The organism is Methyloferula stellata AR4 (assembly GCF_000385335.1).
In the GTDB taxonomy this organism is placed as follows: domain Bacteria; phylum Pseudomonadota; class Alphaproteobacteria; order Rhizobiales; family Beijerinckiaceae; genus Methyloferula; species Methyloferula stellata.
Window position 1 is genome coordinate 2,516,533 of the sequence record NZ_ARWA01000001.1, and the last position, 16,961, is coordinate 2,533,493.

General features: G+C 60.0%; 16 protein-coding genes. 8 read left to right on the top strand and 8 right to left on the bottom strand.

All coding sequences use genetic code 11. The features are described from left to right. Positions 1 to 96 precede the first annotated feature (96 nt). On the bottom strand, positions 97 to 696 hold the full coding sequence (locus tag A3OQ_RS0112365) for an anthranilate synthase component II (RefSeq protein WP_020175706.1): 600 nt from the start codon (positions 694 to 696) through the stop codon (positions 97 to 99). Positions 697 to 744: 48 nt separating this feature from the next. After that, entirely contained in the window at positions 745 to 2,235 is a 1,491-nt protein-coding gene (locus A3OQ_RS0112370) for a glycosyltransferase family 2 protein (protein ID WP_020175707.1), read from the bottom strand. Positions 2,236 to 2,548: 313 nt separating this feature from the next. Between A3OQ_RS0112370 and A3OQ_RS0112375 the strand changes: the two genes are divergently transcribed. Then, positions 2,549 to 3,142 (top strand): cytochrome b, encoded by a 594-nt coding sequence (locus A3OQ_RS0112375; protein ID WP_020175708.1) that lies wholly within the window; start codon positions 2,549 to 2,551, stop codon positions 3,140 to 3,142. Positions 3,143 to 3,322: 180 nt separating this feature from the next. Here A3OQ_RS0112375 and A3OQ_RS0112380 read toward each other — a convergent pair whose 3' ends face one another. The 4 genes from A3OQ_RS0112380 to A3OQ_RS0112395 all read right to left on the bottom strand — a co-directional run bounded on the left by A3OQ_RS0112380 (position 3,323) and on the right by A3OQ_RS0112395 (position 8,916). After that, complete coding sequence (locus tag A3OQ_RS0112380; protein ID WP_020175709.1) at positions 3,323 to 3,658, bottom strand: carboxymuconolactone decarboxylase family protein; 336 nt, start codon at positions 3,656 to 3,658, stop codon at positions 3,323 to 3,325. A gap of 88 nt (positions 3,659 to 3,746) precedes the next feature. Further along, positions 3,747 to 5,462: an FAD-dependent monooxygenase gene (locus A3OQ_RS23595; protein WP_020175710.1), complete on the bottom strand. Its 1,716-nt coding sequence runs from the start codon at positions 5,460 to 5,462 to the stop codon at positions 3,747 to 3,749. A gap of 23 nt (positions 5,463 to 5,485) precedes the next feature. After that, a complete protein-coding gene (gene trpE / locus A3OQ_RS0112390; protein WP_020175711.1) occupies positions 5,486 to 7,003 on the bottom strand; it encodes an anthranilate synthase component I in 1,518 nt (505 codons plus the stop codon). Between the two features lie 8 nt (positions 7,004 to 7,011). Further along, positions 7,012 to 8,916: a peptidylprolyl isomerase gene (locus A3OQ_RS0112395; protein ID WP_020175712.1), complete on the bottom strand. Its 1,905-nt coding sequence runs from the start codon at positions 8,914 to 8,916 to the stop codon at positions 7,012 to 7,014. A gap of 458 nt (positions 8,917 to 9,374) precedes the next feature. On the opposite strand from A3OQ_RS0112395, the gene tpiA reads away from it, so the two are divergent. The 7 genes from tpiA (at position 9,375) to A3OQ_RS0112430 (ending at position 14,929) form a co-directional block, all read left to right on the top strand. Continuing rightward, positions 9,375 to 10,124: a triose-phosphate isomerase gene (gene tpiA, locus A3OQ_RS0112400; RefSeq protein WP_020175713.1), complete on the top strand. Its 750-nt coding sequence runs from the start codon at positions 9,375 to 9,377 to the stop codon at positions 10,122 to 10,124. Positions 10,125 to 10,262: 138 nt separating this feature from the next. Continuing rightward, positions 10,263 to 10,658: a preprotein translocase subunit SecG gene (gene secG / locus A3OQ_RS0112405; protein WP_020175714.1), complete on the top strand. Its 396-nt coding sequence runs from the start codon at positions 10,263 to 10,265 to the stop codon at positions 10,656 to 10,658. Between the two features lie 122 nt (positions 10,659 to 10,780). Then, positions 10,781 to 11,086 carry an HdeA/HdeB family chaperone gene (locus tag A3OQ_RS0112410; RefSeq protein ID WP_020175715.1) on the top strand — a complete coding sequence of 102 codons (306 nt, stop codon included), beginning with the start codon at positions 10,781 to 10,783 and terminating at the stop codon, positions 11,084 to 11,086. A 158-nt stretch (positions 11,087 to 11,244) separates the two neighbouring features. Beyond that, positions 11,245 to 12,873 carry a CTP synthase gene (locus tag A3OQ_RS0112415; RefSeq protein WP_020175716.1) on the top strand — a complete coding sequence of 543 codons (1,629 nt, stop codon included), beginning with the start codon at positions 11,245 to 11,247 and terminating at the stop codon, positions 12,871 to 12,873. Between the two features lie 89 nt (positions 12,874 to 12,962). Next, entirely contained in the window at positions 12,963 to 13,370 is a 408-nt protein-coding gene (locus A3OQ_RS0112420; RefSeq protein WP_020175717.1) for a DUF350 domain-containing protein, read from the top strand. Positions 13,371 to 13,373: 3 nt separating this feature from the next. Then, positions 13,374 to 13,760 (top strand): hypothetical protein, encoded by a 387-nt coding sequence (locus tag A3OQ_RS24870; RefSeq protein ID WP_020175718.1) that lies wholly within the window; start codon positions 13,374 to 13,376, stop codon positions 13,758 to 13,760. A 5-nt stretch (positions 13,761 to 13,765) separates the two neighbouring features. Beyond that, a complete protein-coding gene (locus tag A3OQ_RS0112430) occupies positions 13,766 to 14,929 on the top strand; it encodes a glutathionylspermidine synthase family protein (protein ID WP_020175719.1) in 1,164 nt (387 codons plus the stop codon). A 111-nt stretch (positions 14,930 to 15,040) separates the two neighbouring features. Here the strand turns inward: A3OQ_RS0112430 and queF are convergent, their stop codons facing one another. Further along, positions 15,041 to 15,532, bottom strand: a complete 492-nt coding sequence (gene queF, locus A3OQ_RS0112435; protein ID WP_020175720.1) for a preQ(1) synthase — start codon at positions 15,530 to 15,532, stop codon at positions 15,041 to 15,043. Between the two features lie 19 nt (positions 15,533 to 15,551). Next, positions 15,552 to 16,913, bottom strand: a complete 1,362-nt coding sequence (locus tag A3OQ_RS0112440; RefSeq protein ID WP_051116033.1) for an acyl-CoA carboxylase subunit beta — start codon at positions 16,911 to 16,913, stop codon at positions 15,552 to 15,554. Positions 16,914 to 16,961 lie beyond the last annotated feature (48 nt).

The following is a 16,961-nucleotide window of genomic DNA, read 5'->3' on the forward strand; positions in this document are numbered from 1 at the left end:
CGCTCCTCAGCATGAGGGCTTCATGGCAAGGCCACGTGGCACTACCCTCATCCTGAGGAGCGAGCGAAGCTCGCGTCTCGAAGGATGAAGCATCAATTATGAACTCCGCCCGTTCTTCGCGTTCCAATCCATCGCAAGATCGAGAAAATTGCGCAAGATGAGCGGGCCTTGCTCCGAGGCTATGCTTTCTGGGTGAAACTGCACGCCATGCAGCGGCCTTGTCTTATGCGAGAGGCCCATGATGAGCCCATCCGTCTCGGCGGTGATCTTGAGTTCATCCGGAAGCGTCGCGCGTTCGACGACAAGCGAATGATAGCGCGTCGCCTTGAACGGCTGATTCAAGCCGTGAAACACCGTCTCGCCCTGGTGATCGATGAGCGAAAGCTTGCCATGCACCGGCAGCGGCGCGCGGACAACGTCTCCGCCCAAGGCGGCGCCGATTGCTTGATGGCCGAGGCAGACGCCGAAAATCGGTGTCGTTTCGCTCGCCGCGTTAATGAGATCGAGGCAGATGCCGGCCTCGTGCGGCGTGCAGGGGCCGGGCGATAGCACGATCGCATCCGGCCGCGCGGCGAGCACGTCGGCGACGCTGATCTTGTCGTTGCGATGGACGCTCACCTCGGCGCCGAGCGCACCCAGATAATGCACAAGGTTGAAGGTGAAACTGTCGTAATTGTCGATGAGCGTGACGCGCATGGGCTGGTTGTGCCGCCCCAGCGCGCGCGGGTCAAGGTTTCTATCGGCCTATGGGGCGCGGCAGGGGCGAGGCTCATCTCTATGGCTGCTGCCGCTCATGGCGAGAAGCCCGGCGCGGTTCTGACGTCCCCAGCTTGTCTTGCGCGAGAGCAGCATGACCCAGCCCAAAGCCGCGCCGAGATGGCGCAGGATCTGAAAGCTGAAGGGCTCGATGAGGGCCGCCATCACGGCATGCCAGATATGGGTGCTCTCGGTGTCGCCCGTCCAGCGCCGGTAGAGGTGAAGCGACCACAGATGAAAGGCGAGGTCGATCGCGATCTTCGCGCTGATGACGCCGAGGATCGCGCCGGCGAGCGTCACATGGCCCGTCACAAGGGAAGCGAGCAGAAGAGCCACGGCGACGAGCCCATAGACCGGCTGCAATGTGTCGACAGCCTTGATCGGCAGCATGATGGTGCCGAGCTGACCGAAGCGCGCATTGCCGGTCATATCGCGATTCCAATATTGGGTTTGCAGAAAGCCCGCGAACCAGCGGCGGCGCTGGCGCAGAAAGGCCGGCAGCGTGCCCGGCGCGTCGGTGCGCGCATGCGCATTGCCGAGCACGCGGACGCTCCAGCCGAGGCGATGATCGACCGACCAGCGATGCAGGCGATGGATGACTTCATAATCCTCGACAAGGCATTCGGGATCGAAGCCGCCGACCTTCAGCAGCGCCTCGCGCCTAAAGCCGGCGAATGCGCCGGAAATCAGCAAAAGCCCATGCGACTGCATCCACGCGAAGCGCGACATGAAATTGCGGACATATTCATAGGTCTGGAACCATTGGAACAGGCGCCCCGTGAGCGTCTTGGCGCAGACGGGCGTCAGGATGCCTGTGGCCGCAACAAGCTGCGGTTCGCGCATGAAAGCCTGCCGCATCGCGTGAATCGCATCCGGCGCAAGCAATGTATCGGCATCGACGGTGAGGAGGATATCTGCGTCGAGACGCGCGACGGTCGCATTGAGTGCGCGCGCCTTGCCGCCATGCGGCAGGCGCAGCCAGCGCAGGGCCGGAAACTGCGGGGCGGGCGCGCTGATGCCGCCGAGATCGGGCGGCATCAACCCATAAAGGTTGAAAAGTACCTCGCGCGTCGCATCGCTTGATCCGTCATCGGCGATCACAATAAAATCGGGCGCGTCGGATTGGGCGCGCAGCGCCTCTATAGTGACGGAGAGAACCGCCGCCTCATTATGCGCGGCGATGATGACGCCGAGCGACAGATGCGATGGGTCTTCGATATGCGCCGCGGCTGCATTTTGAAGCGGCCAATTTTTAAGAGGTAAAGTTCGCCAGGTCACGAAGGCCAACAGAAACGTGTCGTAGGAGACATAGAGAATGCCGGCCGACCAGGCGAAAATATTATCGAGAAAAAGCCCGCGCAAAAAAAGCACGATCCAAAGCGCGAAGACCGCGAGATAAATCGCGAGGCTCAGCAGCGGCATGGGGCGCGGATTGAGTCGCGGCGAAGCATCGGCGAGCGCTTGATCGAGTGGGGACATCGTTGGTTTTGAGCCTTGAAACAGAGCCGTAAAAGTCCGGGCGACGTTGGAGCGCCGCCTTAATAAATATATGCTAAGTCAATAGCTTATGTGTCTTTTGCGGGCCCATTATGGGTTTTTTATTGGAGACCCTTTTAAAAACGACCCGGCCATTGAGGCCTATGCCGCTACACCGTTAGATTATAGCAAGATTCATGTGAACATCTGCATCACATCGCGGTGAGCCTCGTGTCGATCCATAAAATCGCGTCATTCGGCTGCGATATAGGTCATAGGAACGCCGAGACGAGCGCACAAGAACGAAGGTGCAAGTATGAAAGCCAATGTCACCACGGAAGGCTTTCGCCGCTATTCGGGCGTCGCCATTTTTCTGCATTGGCTGATCGCGGCGCTGCTGATCGTCAATGTCGGCCTTGCGCTTTCGGTCGACTCGCTGCCCGACGATTGGGTGAGGCCTTTCGTCAATACGCATAAGTCGATCGGCATCACGGTGCTTGGCCTTGCGATTCTGCGCGTTCTCTGGCGGTTCGGTCATACGCCGCCGCCTCTGCCGACCTATTATTCACGCTGGGAGAAGGTTGGCTCGCATGTGGCGCATATGGCGCTCTATGTTTTGATTTTCGCTTTGCCGCTCTCCGGCTGGATGCATGATTCCGCCTGGAAGGATTATGCGCTGCATCCGATGCGGTGGTTCGATCTTTTCTATTGGCCGCCGGTTTCCGTTATCAAGGATCTCGAACCGCAGACCAAGGAGGCGATGCACACGCTTCTCGGCAACATTCATACCGGCCTGGGTTACGTGCTCTACACCGTGCTGGCCTTGCATATAGCTGGCGCGTTGAAGCACCAGTTTCTCGACAAGGAGCCGGAGTTTCAGCGCATATTGCCGGGGCGGAGCCGCTCCTAGGGTTCAGATCTAATTTACCCGATCCCTCACCCTGAGGAGCCGCTAAAAGCGGCGTCTCGAAGGGCGAGGGATCGGCGTTACGTTCTCAAAGCGTAAACCGTCGATCCTTCGAGACGCCCACTTTGTGGGCTCCTCAGGACGAGGGTTTTGGGGTTGGACTTAAGCAAGTCTGGACTGCGATCAAGGCGCTTCGAAAGCGTCGAAGGCACGCGCCGAATAGACCAAAGCCGCGCCCGTGTTGAGCGCGATCGCGACGCCGAGCGCCTCGACGACTTCCTCTTTCGTGGCGCCGGCCTTGCGCGCGGCCTCGGCGTGAAAGGCGATGCAGCCGTCGCAGCGCGTCGTGACCGCGACGGCGAGCGAGATCAATTCGCGCGTCTTGGCATCGAGCTTCGGCGGCTGTGAGGTCGCGGCTTCGGAAATGAGCTTATTGGCCTTGAGAATATCCGGACTGATATCCTTGACCTTGCGCAGCGTGTTTCCCAATGCGGTGCGATAGGCGCTCCAATCCAACATGATGGACAGTCCTCTTTTGGCAGAATGGGGTTCGAAGATTGAAGTGGCCTATGGAACTGCCAAAAGCAAGTCGCGGCAGTGTGATCGATTATGCTACGGGCCCGAAGCGCGTTGTCAGAAAATCCTGCAAAGCCTCGATGGCGAGGCTTTCGGCGTGAAAGGCGATATAGCCGTCCGGGCGAATGAGAAAAAGCGCCTGCGGCCGCGCGCGGGTGACGCGATAGGCTTCGAACACGTCGGACGACTCCGCGCGGTGAAGCCTCGGATCGCGGCCGATCAGCGAATGCGCGACGATATGGGTCTCGACTGGCAGGCCGATCGATTTCGGTAGGCTGGCGAGCTGCGTGCTCAATGTTTCGATCTCGTCGCGGTCCAAGGATTTTCGCGACAGGGCCAGCACGTGAAAATGATAGTTCTTGATCAGATCGAAGATCGAGACGTCATGCGCGATCGCGGCATCGGGCGCGCGGCGTCCGGCCCCGACTGGCGACGAGGCGAAGCCAAGCGGCATAGGTTGCGGCGCGCTGTTCAGCAGATAATCATTGACGTCATAACGGATGCCGAGCTGCGACATGAAGTGGAAGGCTTTGGCGCGGACCCATCGGCTTTTGGTCAAGAGCCCGAAGACGATGGGCACTAAAAAATTGCGGATCTTCGTCGCCCGTTCCGATTGAACGGTCATATTGCCAAAAAGCCGGTCCGTGCTCTTGAGCACCATTTGGCCGACCGGCCAGCGCTCGGTCTGATAGGTATCGAGAAGCTTGTCGCGCGCATGGCCTTTCAAAACCAGTGCGAGTTTCCAAGCGAGGTTAGCCGCATCTTGAAGACCCGTGTTCATGCCTTGGCCGCCGGCCGGGCTATGAATATGCGCGGCGTCGCCAGCGACGAAGACGCGGCCTTGGCGATAGCTCTTTACCGCGCGGTGGTGGACGCGATAGCGCGATGTCCATATCGGATCGTAGAGGCGCACATCGACACCGCTCACCGCTGCGAAAGCCCTTTGAACTTCGCTGAACGGCAGTTCGGACGAACCTTGCTGTTCGATCGGTGCGTTCATATCGGTTTCGGCGGGCTCGATCGCGATGATCCGGCCGATCTCCTTGCCGCGCAGCGGCATGAACACGGCCATGTTGCGGCCGCGCAGGAAGATTTTGACGTGATCATAGTCGTAGGGCCAGTCGATTTTGCAATCGGCGAGCAGGAAGTTTTGCGGGTAGGGGGCGCCTTCGAAACTCAAGCCGAGAATATGGCGCACGACGCTATGGGCGCCGTCGGCGCCGATGAGATAGGAAGCTTTTATGTCGAAGGCTTCTCCGGATTTGTCCAAGCCATGAAGGACGATACCGTCGGCGGATTGGTCGAAAGTCGTGACTTCGATTCCGCGCTCGACCTCGATCCCGTGGCGCCTGACATCTTCAAGCAGGATCGCCTCGATCTCGGATTGCGGCACCATGAGGATGAAGGAATAAGGCGTATCGGTATGGCCGATATCGTCGAGGTTCAATTCAGCGGCTTCTTTGCCGTCGACGAAGATTTGCACGCCGGCCGCGATCAGGCCTTTGTCCATCACCGTTTCGGCGAGACCCATCGATAGAAAAAGCTCGAGCGACTTTGCCTGAACACCGAAGGCGCGGGATTCATGCACCGCGGTTTCGCTTTTATCGAGAATGCGGAATTTTACGCCGCAGCGGGCGAGAAGCGCCGCCGCCATGAGGCCGGTCGGTCCGGCACCGACGATAAGCACTTCGGTCGTGGCCACCTCGGGCGCGGCCATGGATTCGATTTGAACATCTGCGTCCGCCATGGCATTTCCTCCAGGAGCCGAGCCTATTGTCCTCGCTTCGGCCGCGTCGCGAATTTCACCGCTTCTTCTGCGGCTCGAAATTGCGCCTTGGCCTTGTTGACGCATTCGCGTTGTTCATAGGCCGGATCGGAATCATAGACGATTCCAGCGCCGGCCTGAACATGCATGAAACCATCCTTAACGACTGAGGTGCGCAAAACGATACAAGTGTCCATTTCGCCCGAGGCGCCGAAATAGCCGATACAGCCGGCATAAATGCCGCGCTTGTCGACTTCCAGCTCATCGATGATCTCCATGGCGCGGATCTTCGGTGCGCCGGAGACGGTGCCCGCTGGAAAGCCCGCGCAAAGCGCATCGATCGCGTCATGGCTCGCGTCGAGCCTGCCTTCGACATTCGACACGATATGCATGACGTGGCTGTAACGCTCGATCGAAAAGCGGTCCGTCACCTCGACAGTGCCGATCTCGGCGACGCGGCCGACGTCATTGCGGCCGAGATCGAGCAGCATCAGATGTTCGGCGCATTCTTTTTCGTCAGCGAGCAGTTCCGCTTCAAGCGCGAGATCCTCAGCGGACGTCTTGCCGCGCCAGCGCGTGCCGGCGATCGGCCTTATCGTGACCTTGCCGTCACGCACGCGCACCAGGATTTCCGGGCTCGAACAGACGATCTGAAAGGCATCGAAATCGAGATAGCAGAGAAATGGCGCCGGATTGACGCGCCGCAATGCGCGGTAAAGCGCGAAGGCGGGCAGGGCGAAAGGCGTCGTGAAACGCTGCGACAGCACGACCTGAAAAATATCCCCGGCGCGAATATAGGCCTTGGCCCGTTCGACCATGTCGTAGAAGCGGGTCTCGTCCGTATTGGACTGCGGCGGCGCGGTCAAAAGATAGGGGTCGGCCGCCGAGCCCTCATGCGACAAAGGCCCCTCGAGCGTGAGAACGATGGCGTCGATTCGTTCGATCGCCGCCTCATAGGCGCTTTTCGCCGAAACGCCATCGGCGGGGCGCACCGGCGTCACGAGGGTCATCTCGTCCTTCACCGTGTCGAAGACGAGCATGACGGTCGGCCGCATCATGAAAGCGTCGGGCACACCGATCGGGTCCGGCTTCGCGGGCGCCAAATGCTCCATCTGGCGCACCATGTCATAGCCGAGATAGCCGAAGACGCCGGCTGCCATCGGCGGAAGCTCTTCGCCCGCGTCGATCCGCGATTCCGCCACAAAAGCCCGCAGCGACTCCAAAGGCGGCGCGTCGCAGGGTTTGAAATCCGTGCGGTCCTTGAGCGCTTGCCGGTTGATTTCGGCTTTGTCGCCTTGCGCGCGCCAAAGCACATCGGGATCGAGGCCGATCATCGAATAGCGCCCGCGTACCACGCCACCTTCGATGGATTCGAGCAGAAAAATGAGACCCTGGCGCCCAGCGGAGAGTTTAAGAAAGGCCGAAATGGGAGTCTCAAGATCGGCGATCAGTTTCGTCGAGACGAGGCAGGAGGTGCCTGCCTCGTAGCGCTTCGCGAAGAGATCGTATGGTGGATCGATCATCGCCGCCTTCAATAATTGGCGGCGGTGCCGGAGGCCGCGCGCAACGCCTGATTATTGACGCTCACGCCGAGATCCTTTTGCAACTGGGTGACATATTCGCCCAAAATCTCGTTGGTCAGGCTTCCCTTCACCTGATCGACGAGTTTTTTCAGGGACGGATCCTGCTCGTTCAGAGGCGGCACGGTGGACTCCAGCACTTGAAACACGATCCGGCCATCGCCGTCGGCCGCCGATTCGGCGCCTTTGACAGGTACGTTAAAGATCTGCGCGATTGCCGGGGCCGGCAGGCCGGCGGCGCCTTCGCGTTTGACATCATTTGCATGTTTGACGTCGAGATTGCCTTCGGCGGCGAGACTTGCGAGTGTTTCGCCCGCTGCGATTTTCTTGATCCAATCCGCGGCTTTCGCGGTCAGGCGCTTGGCTGTTTCGTCGGCCATCCAGGCTTTTTCGACTTGCGGCTTGACCTCGTCGAATGTCTGCTGGCGCGCCGGGTCGATGCCTGCGACCTCGAACCAGATCGTTCCGCCATCGGGGGTCGAGAGCGTATCATTATCGACGCCGACGTCGGAGGCGAAGGCTGCTTTCACCAAAGCCAAGCTGTTCGGAAGGTCGGGCACCGGAAAGCCCGTCTTGTCATGTGCCAGTGAATCGATCGCCTCGATGGTACGGGGTTCGAGACCGACGCTTTTGGCGGCTTCGGTCAGTGATTTGCCGGACGCGCGCTGATCCTCGATCTCGTCGTGCAGCCGGTTCATCTCGCGCTTTGCACGTACGACTTGAAGCTCCTGCTTGATCGCGCCGGCCACGGCGGAAAAGGGCAGTGTCGAAGCCGGATCGATCTTGCTCGCACGCAAAAGCACCGTGCCGAACTGGGCTTTGATGGGCGCGCTGACATTTCCTTCCGGCAAGGAGAAGGCCGCGTCCGCCACGGCCTTGTCGACGAGCGCGTCCTTCGTCACCGTGCCGAGACTGACATCTTTCGGCGTCAGCTTGCGCTCCGCGATCAGGTCGTCGAAACTTTTCCCGGCATCGATTTCCGCCCGGGCCGCCGCTGCCGAGGCTTCGTCGGGATAAGGAATCTGTTCGATCGTGCGCTTTTCCGGCGTCTCATATCTTTGCGCTTTGACCTCGTCGTAGCGCTTTTGCGCATCCTCGTCGGAGATCTGCTGTGTCTCGGCGAGTTTGGTGGGGGTCAAGGCCAAAACAACAAGCTTACGGTATTCGGGCGTCCGGTAATTTTGCTGACGCACTTTGTAATAGGCTTCGAGCACATCCTGGCTCGGCGGCGCGATCTCGCCCGCGGCGGTTGCCGGCAGCACGACATAGTCCACGCTGCGGGCCTCGCCTTGGAAGCGATTGAGCGCCTCGATCATGGCCTTTGGAACCTCGAGATCGGCGCTCACCGCGTCGGCGATCTGGCGCCGCAAGTAGACGCCGCGCTGGTCGGCGACGAAGCTGCGCTCGGTAAATCCGTTCTCGCGCAAAAGCCCATCGAATTTCAGCTTGTCGAAACGCCCGGCTGCATCCTTGAAGGCGTCGTCGTTGTAGATCGTCTTGGCGATCTGCTGATCCGAAATCGCAAGATCAAGCGAGCGCGCTTTCTGGTCGAGCGCCGCCTCGCTGATGAGGCGCGACAGAACCTGGCCGTCGAGGCCGAAGGCACGCGCTTCGTCATTGGTGACGGCGCGGCGCAATTGCCGCTGCAAACGCTGCAATTCGGTCTGATAGGCATAGCGATAGGCATCGGCCGAAATATTGGTTCCGCCGACCTTTGCCAGATCATTGGCGCCAAAGCCGCGGAAAATGTCGCCTATGCCCCAGACGGCGAAACTCAAAATGATGAAACCCATCACGATAGTCATGATGGCGCGTCCGAGCCAAGTTTGCGTGGCGGCGCGCATGCTGTCGAGCATGAAGGCTGTTCTCCAGTGACAAGATAGACTTAGATCACGATGATTTTGGATTAGTTCAAGTCGGGCAAGCCCGACTTGAACTAATCCAAAATTATGAACGTGATCGATTCTCATAGTTTAGAGCGGGATGCGGGCGGAAAACCGGTACCCACTTTTCCTCATCCCGCTCTAGGGCAATCGAATAGGACTATAGGAAGCGGCTTATGCGCCCGCAACTTGCGGCCTGTCGAGAGCTTGCGGTTTTGCGTCTTGTCGAATCCGATGTTAGAGCATGTCTTGTGGCAAGGCTCCGGTCCTGCAACCATTTGATCCTATTATAGGTTTACTCTATGGCCGGTATAATGCCGGTTTCTGCGCATATTCACCGTTTCCGGCATGCCGGCGTCTCAGCCTGCTCTATGCCATCCCGCACCCGCGCGCCTTCAGGACGTTTTGCAGGAAATTTGCAGGAAATTTGAATGACGGATGGTCTGGTACCGCTCGTTGCGGGAAATTGGAAGATGAACGGCTTGCGCCGCGACCTCGACGAGATTCGCGCCATTGCCGGGGCAAGCGCGCACCTGCCGCGGCCGGAGATCCTGATCTGTCCTCCGGCGACTTTGCTGATGGCGGCGGCCGAGATCTGCGCGGGCACGGCGGTGCGCTTGGGCGGCCAGGATTGCCATAACGAGCCAAGCGGTATGCATACGGGCGACCTCTCGGCCGAAATGCTGGCCGATGCCGGGGCCGCTTACGTCATTCTTGGCCATTCCGAGCGGCGCGCCGAGCATGGCGAAACCAGCGAAGAGGTCCGGATCAAGGCGCATGCGGCGCTCCGCGCCGGTCTCATGCCGATCATTTGCGTCGGGGAAACACGGGCCGAACGCGAAGCAGGCGAGGCCCTGGCTTTGGTTGGAGCGCAATTGAAGGCCTCGATTCCGCCGCATCCGGGCCCGGGGCTTGTCGTCGCTTATGAGCCGATCTGGGCCATTGGCACTGGCCATACGCCGACGCCCACGGAAGTCGCCGAGATGCATACTTTCATCCGGAGCGAACTTGGCATCGGGCTGGGGGTAGGCGGGACGAAGGTCAGGCTGCTCTATGGAGGCTCGGTCAGGTCGGAAAATGTCAAGGAATGGGTGGCCATCGACAATGTGAACGGGGTTCTCGTCGGTGGCGCGAGCCTCAAAAGCGCCGACTTCATGCAGATTGTAAAAGCCTTCCAGTAAGCCTTTGCCAGTAAGAGCTTGCCGCCAAGCCCTTGCGCTTTCACCGGCGGACCCTAGCTTTTGCCAAATAAAAGATGATAGAAGCCCGCTTAATAGCTTAGATTCCTTCCTTTCCGCCCCGGAGCCGATAAAACCCACATGCAGACCGTCTTGATCGTCATTCACCTCATGGTCGTCATCGCGCTCGTGGCCGTGGTGCTGCTTCAGCGCTCGGAGGGCGGCGCCTTGGGGGTCGGCGGCGGCAGCGGCTTCATGACAGGACGCGGACAGGCCAATGTGCTGACCCGGGCGACGGCCATTCTCGCTGCGCTATTTTTCGCCACGAGTCTGTCCTTGACGCTTCTAGCCAATTGGAACCGCGCGCCAAAATCGATTTTGGAAGGCGTGACGCCGCCGGTGAGCACGACCGCGCCTGCCAGCACTGGCGGCGGCAGCGTGCTCGACGATTTGAAGAAAATCGAAGAGGAGCGGCAGAAGCAGGCGCCTCAGGCACCCGAGGCTCCCGCGGCGCCGGAAGTGCCGCGCTCGCAATAAGCGAGCGCGCAGGGTCATTCTATCGTCCGAGAATTTGGCTAGCTTCGCCGCGCAATCGCTTTTAAGAAAGCTTTGGCTTCGCCCGCTCGCTCAGCGGACCAGCGTGAAAAATGGGAGGGATTATGAAGGCGTCTCATATCGTGTTGGGTTTTGCCGCGGCTTTTCTGTGCCAGGCCGCGACCGCCACTCTCGCTCAGGCCGATGTGCTCGATCTTGGCACGGTCAAGTGCAAGGATTTCCTGAACAGCAGCAAGGAAGAGATCGGTTATACGCTGGCTTGGCTCGATGGATATTACATGGACGAGGATGCTGCCGCGATCATCGACTTCGACAAGCTGAAGGCCAATTCCGGCAAGCTCGGAGCCTATTGCGGGGAACATCCTGACGTGGGTGTCGGCACCGCCGCTGAAGAGCTTTTCGGCAAATAAGCCCAAAATCAGCCGCGGCGCGGCGCCGATTGAGTCCGTCTCCGGTCGAATTAACGCGGATCGGAGGCGGTTTGGACTAAAAACCTATTGTGGATGAGACCGGCGTGCCATCTTTAGGGCTCCCCAAAGCGCGGAAAACAGGATAGTTCTCAAAGCCCATGGCGCGGTATATTTTCATCACCGGCGGCGTGGTCTCATCCCTGGGCAAAGGTTTGGCATCCGCAGCTCTTGGGGCACTCTTGCAGGCGCGAGGCTATACGGTCCGCCTACGCAAGCTTGATCCCTATCTGAACGTCGATCCGGGGACGATGAGTCCCTATCAGCATGGCGAGGTCTTCGTCACCGACGACGGCGCAGAGACCGATCTAGATCTCGGCCATTACGAGCGCTTCACGGGGCGCCCGGCCTGCCGCGAAGACAATATTACGACCGGCCGCATCTATCAGGACATCATCAACAAGGAGCGGCGCGGCGATTTTCTCGGCGCGACGATCCAGGTCATCCCGCATGTCACCAATGCCATCAAGGAATTCATCCTGAGCGGCAATGACACTGTGGATTTCGTGCTGGTCGAGATCGGCGGCACGGTCGGCGATATCGAAGGCCTGCCTTTCTTCGAGGCCATCCGCCAGCTCGGCAATGATCTGCCGCGCCACCATGCGGTCTACGTCCATCTGACGCTTTTGCCTTTCATTCCGAGCGCCGGCGAACTCAAAACGAAACCGACGCAGCATTCGGTGAAGGAATTGCGCTCGATCGGCATTCAGCCGGATATTCTTCTGTGCCGGACCGAGCGCGAGATTCCGGTGGAGGAACGCCGCAAGCTCGCGCTTTTCTGCAATGTGCGGGAAGGCGCGGTGATCGAAGCCCGCGACGTTGCTTCCATCTACGATGTGCCGCAGGCCTATCATACGGCGGGCCTCGACAAGGAAGTCTTGGCGGCCTTCGAGATCGAGCCCGCGCCAAAGCCCGACATGAGCCGCTGGAATGCCGTCACCGAGCGCGTGCATAATCCGGAAGGCGAAGTCACGATTGCCATCGTCGGCAAATATACGGGCCTCAAGGACGCCTATAAATCGCTGATCGAGGCGCTCGGCCATGGCGGTCTCGCCAATCACGTGCGCGTCAAGCTCGATTGGATCGAGTCGGAGGTGTTCGAAAGCGACGATCCTTCCGCCTATCTCGAGGACGTCAACGGCATTCTCGTGCCGGGCGGTTTCGGGCAGAGAGGCGCTGAAGGCAAGATTCTCGCGGCGCGTTTCGCCCGCCAGCGCAAAGTGCCCTATTTCGGCATTTGTTTCGGCATGCAGATGGCGGTCATCGAGGCGGCGCGCTCGCTTGCCGGCATAGCCGATGCCAATTCGACGGAATTCGGCCCGACGCGCGAGCCGCTCATCGGCTTGATGACGGAATGGATGCGCGGCAACGAGCTGCAGATCCGCGCCAGCGAAGGCGATCTCGGCGGCACCATGCGGCTTGGCGCCTATGCGGCGCATCTCAGCGCGGGCTCGAAGATCGCCGAAATCTACGGCACGACGGAAATTTCCGAGCGTCACCGGCATCGTTACGAGGTGAACACGGCCTATCGCGAGAGGCTCGAAGAAAACGGCCTGATCTTCGCGGGCATGTCGCCCGACGGTCTTCTCCCGGAAACGATCGAGGCCAAGGACCATCCCTGGTTCATCGGCGTGCAATACCATCCCGAATTGAAATCGCGTCCCTTCGCGCCGCATCCTTTATTTGCGAGCTTCATCGCCGCCGCCGTGGAGCAGAGCCGGCTCGTTTAGCGCGCAGTGTGTCAGCACACAGCGGCTTTTTGCGTCCGCGTTAAGTTGAGTTCAACTCGAACTTACAACGCCATACGCGGGCAGGTTACATGGTGATCCATTCCTTGACGGGGCTTCCGGCCTTCGCCGCCTATTTCGCGACGGCAGTAGCGCTCTGTATCCTTTACCTCGTCGTCTACACGCGGGTCACGCCGCATCAGGAATATGACCTCATCATCCATGAGCATAATGCCTCGGCCGCTCTTGCGCTCGGTCTGAGCCTTCTTGGCTTCGCCATTGCTTTGGCGAGCGCGATCCTTCATTCGGTGAATATTCTCGATTGCATCATCTGGGGTCTGGTCGCGCTCATCGTCCAAATCGCAGCCTATTATCTGGCGCGATTGGCGCATCCCCATATTTCCGAAGCCATCCGGCAGAACGCCTTGGCGAGCGGCCTATGGCTTGGCTTTGTCTCGGTTTCAGCGGGCATCCTCAGCGCCGCCTGCATGAGCCCCTAAGCCATGAGCGAGACCGGTACGCCGCCCGATGATCCCGACAAGCCGAAGCGTCTCAGTTTCAGGGAGGCGAATCTCGGCCCGACTCACAGGCCTGAGCCGCCACTGCCGCAAATGGCGCAAGGTTTTCTCGTCAGGCGCAAGCGCACGGTGGTTGTGACCCTACTGGCGGCCGGCGCAGGCGCCGCCGCGATTTACGGCGTGGCGCATTCGAGGAACTGCGAGTCCTATCCGCCCGACCAAGTGGCCTCGTGCCGATCAAGTGGAGGCGGCAGCGGCGGCCATTACTGGGGCGGCAGCTCGTCTTCGGGAAGCTCGTCCTCGGAGTCGAGTTCGACCAGCCGCGGCGGGTTTGGCTTCACCGGTTCCGCGCATGCTAGCGGCGGCGAGTAGGGCACATGCGCAGACTTCCGATCTCTCCACGCGCCAATTTGGATGCGCGCATCAAAGAATATGGTTTCACCTTCCATGCGCAAGGCGATCAGATCTATTGGGATGAGAGCGCCTATTATGCCTTCAGCCTGCAAGAGATCGAGCGCGATCTCGAAGCGCCATCGGCGGAACTCGCCGCCATGTGCCTCGAACTCGCCGGGCGCATCTGTGCCGACGAGCGGCTGCTGCAAAAGCTCGCGATTCCCAAACATGCCTGGGATCTGATCGCGTCGAGCTGGCGGGCGCAAGAGCCCTCGCTTTATGGACGCTTCGATCTGGCCTATGGCGGCACGGGGCCGGCCAAGCTCCTTGAATATAACGCCGATACACCGACCTCGCTTTTCGAAGCCGCCGTCTTTCAATGGGTCTGGCTCGAGGATTTGATCGGCGCGGGCACGTTTCATAAGGACGCCGATCAATATAACAGCCTCCACGAGAAGCTGATCGCGCGTCTTCGTACGATCGTGAAGGGCGTGCCTTTGCATCTGACGGCCATGGCCGGCAATGAAGAGGATCGCGGCTTCATCGCCTATCTTGAAGACTGCGCGAGGCAGGCGGGGCTTTCTACGACATGCCTTGCCATCTCGGATATTGGCGTCGACAGCCATGCGGAATTTGTCGATCTCGCAAACCGCAAGATCGAATGCCTGTTCAAGCTCTATCCCTGGGAATGGATGCTGGCGGATGCCTTCGGCTCATCGCCCGCGATGCGGCGTACGCGGTTCATCGAACCGGCGTGGAAGGCGGTTTTGTCCAACAAAGGCATTCTGCCGCTTCTCTGGGACATGGCGCCGGGACATCCCAATCTTCTTCCGGCCTTTTTCGAGACCGACCCGCAGAAGGCCGAACTCGGTTCGCATTTCGCGCGCAAACCGATCTATTCGCGCGAGGGCGAGAACGTGCTGATCGTCGATGGCGAGCAGGTGCTCGCGCGCGAAGAGGGCACTTATGGCGCCGAAGGTTTCGTGCGCCAGGCGATTGCGCCCTTGCGATGCTTCGATGGCCATTATCCGGTGATCGGGAGTTGGATCATTGGCGATGAGGCTTGCGGGATAGGCATCCGGGAAGACGACACGATGATCACGCGCAATTCCTCGCGCTTCGTGCCGCATGCGATCATTGAGGAATAAGCGGATGGGTTCGTCATGCGCCGGTCTGCCCGCGCATCCAAGCACAATCTTTATCATTAATGCCTGGATGCCCGCGTCAAGCGCGGGCATGACGCACTGAAAGGTTGAGCTTCACCCCCGTCCTTTATAGGGTGCGACGCCTTGATCCGGCACCCACGTGCCCTCCGGCAGTGTGCCAGCCTGCCAGAACACGTCGATCGGCATGCCGCCGCGCGGATACCAATAGCCGCCGATGCGAAACCAGACCGGCTTCAAGAGCGCCACGATGTCCTTGCCGATCGTGATTGTGCAGTCCTCGTGAAAGGCGCCGTGGTTCCGGTAAGACGTCAAATAAAGCTTCAAGGATTTCGATTCGACCAGCCAGTCGCGCGGCAGATAGTCGATGACGAGATGGGCGAAATCCGGCTGGCCTGTCACCGGACAGAGCGACGTAAATTCCGGCGCGGTGAAGCGCGCGATATAATGTGTTCCCTTATGCGGATTGGGCACGCGTTCGAGCTTGGCCTCGCTCGGAGAAGCGGGCAGGGGCGTTTTCTCGCCGAGTTGCGTGAGGCCCAATTTGGGCGTTGCAGGTTTGGATGGCGATGCTGGCTTTTTGGCCATGGATGTCTCTCAGTCTCGATCAGGTCTTGTCGCGCGACGCCGACAGAGCCGCAAGAATATGTATGCGCGTCCGGCTCGGCTCGATGATGGCGTCGACGAGGCCCTTAGCCCGCGCTTCTTCTACCGAAAGGCTGGCGCCTTCCGTCTTCATAAGCCCGATGCGCGCGCTTGGCCAAGCCAAGACGGTGTTTGCGCCGAGTTGCTTCGATCCCATCATGACAGAGGCAGCGCCATAGGCCTGGCCGAGGATCACGGTGACTTTCGGCACACGCGCCTTTGCATAGGCTGAGAGGAGCTTCGCGCCTTCCTGGGCGATTCCTGCTTCTTCCTGAGCGAGGCCGGGCAAAAAGCCGGGCACATCGACGAGCGTGACAAGCGGGATATTGAAGCTGCCGCAGAAGCGCACGAAGCGCGCGGCCTTTTGCGCTGCGTCGCGATCGAGCACGCCGCCCAGGACCAAAGGCTGATTGGAAATGACGCCGATGGTGCGTCCCTCTAGACGCGCGAAGCCCACGACGAGATTCGCCGCATAGGCCTCTTGCAGTTCGAAAAAATCGCCTTCGTCGGCGATCTTCAGGATGAGTTCTTTCACGTCATAGGGCGTCGCGGCCTCGATGGGCACGAGCGTATCGAGCGACGGCTCGATCCTGTCCGATCGATCGAAGCTCGGTCGCTCCAGCGCGTGATCCAGATTGGAAGACGGCAGGAAATCGATGAACCTGCGCAATTGAGACAAGGCGGCGATATCATCATCGAAAGCAGCGTCTGCGAGGCCGCTCGTCTCCATATGCAGCGTGCTGCCGCCGAGGGCCTGAAGCGTCAGGTCTTCGCCAGTCAGGCGATTGGCGATCTCCGGCCCGGTGACACAAAGCGCGCTCGTCTCCGCCACCATGAAGATGACATCTGCCATATTGGCCGCGAAAGCGTCGGCACCGATGCAGGGTCCCATGATGACGGAAATCTGCGGGATCGTGCCCGACGCTTCGACGTAATGCGTGATGATTTCGCCATAGCCCGCCAGCGCGGCCATGCCGTCTTGTAAACTCATGCCGTCTGAATCGAAAAGCCCGATCAGCGGAGCACGGGCGGTGATGGCTTGCTTCTGAAGCGCCACAATCTTCTCTGCGTGAGCGGGGGAAAGCGCCCCCGAAAAAATCGTCTGATCCTTGGCAAAGACGAACACGGGCCGGCCATGAATCGTGCCGCGTCCCGTCACCACGCTCTTGTCGCCGAGGAACGCCTCGGACGAGCCCTCGTCGCAAAGAAGCTCGATGCGTTCGCGCGCGGTCAGGCGGCCCCGCGCGTGCTGCGCTTCGATCTTTTCGTCCTCAAGCTGCGCGGCGGTCACGAGATTGGCCAATGGCGCTCCGTCTATGTCCAAGCTTAACACCCTTCAAGCGCAGCTTGAACGAAGTGGAGCGAGATTGGA

What these genes read in the sequence shown, in the direction of transcription:
- A3OQ_RS0112430 (WP_020175719.1), top strand. Translation starts at nt 13,766, where the DNA reads ATGCGCAGACTTCCGATCTCTCCACGCGCCAATTTGGATGCGCGCATC.
- A3OQ_RS0112375 (WP_020175708.1), top strand. Translation starts at nt 2,549, where the DNA reads ATGAAAGCCAATGTCACCACGGAAGGCTTTCGCCGCTATTCGGGCGTC.
- A3OQ_RS0112370 (WP_020175707.1), bottom strand. Translation starts at nt 2,235, where the DNA reads ATGTCCCCACTCGATCAAGCGCTCGCCGATGCTTCGCCGCGACTCAAT.
- A3OQ_RS0112420 (WP_020175717.1), top strand. Translation starts at nt 12,963, where the DNA reads ATGGTGATCCATTCCTTGACGGGGCTTCCGGCCTTCGCCGCCTATTTC.
- queF (WP_020175720.1), bottom strand. Translation starts at nt 15,532, where the DNA reads ATGGCCAAAAAGCCAGCATCGCCATCCAAACCTGCAACGCCCAAATTG.
- A3OQ_RS0112415 (WP_020175716.1), top strand. Translation starts at nt 11,245, where the DNA reads ATGGCGCGGTATATTTTCATCACCGGCGGCGTGGTCTCATCCCTGGGC.
- A3OQ_RS0112380 (WP_020175709.1), bottom strand. Translation starts at nt 3,658, where the DNA reads ATGTTGGATTGGAGCGCCTATCGCACCGCATTGGGAAACACGCTGCGC.
- A3OQ_RS0112410 (WP_020175715.1), top strand. Translation starts at nt 10,781, where the DNA reads ATGAAGGCGTCTCATATCGTGTTGGGTTTTGCCGCGGCTTTTCTGTGC.
- A3OQ_RS23595 (WP_020175710.1), bottom strand. Translation starts at nt 5,462, where the DNA reads ATGGCGGACGCAGATGTTCAAATCGAATCCATGGCCGCGCCCGAGGTG.
- A3OQ_RS24870 (WP_020175718.1), top strand. Translation starts at nt 13,374, where the DNA reads ATGAGCGAGACCGGTACGCCGCCCGATGATCCCGACAAGCCGAAGCGT.
- A3OQ_RS0112365 (WP_020175706.1), bottom strand. Translation starts at nt 696, where the DNA reads ATGCGCGTCACGCTCATCGACAATTACGACAGTTTCACCTTCAACCTT.
- A3OQ_RS0112395 (WP_020175712.1), bottom strand. Translation starts at nt 8,916, where the DNA reads ATGCTCGACAGCATGCGCGCCGCCACGCAAACTTGGCTCGGACGCGCC.
- tpiA (WP_020175713.1), top strand. Translation starts at nt 9,375, where the DNA reads ATGACGGATGGTCTGGTACCGCTCGTTGCGGGAAATTGGAAGATGAAC.
- trpE (WP_020175711.1), bottom strand. Translation starts at nt 7,003, where the DNA reads ATGATCGATCCACCATACGATCTCTTCGCGAAGCGCTACGAGGCAGGC.
- secG (WP_020175714.1), top strand. Translation starts at nt 10,263, where the DNA reads ATGCAGACCGTCTTGATCGTCATTCACCTCATGGTCGTCATCGCGCTC.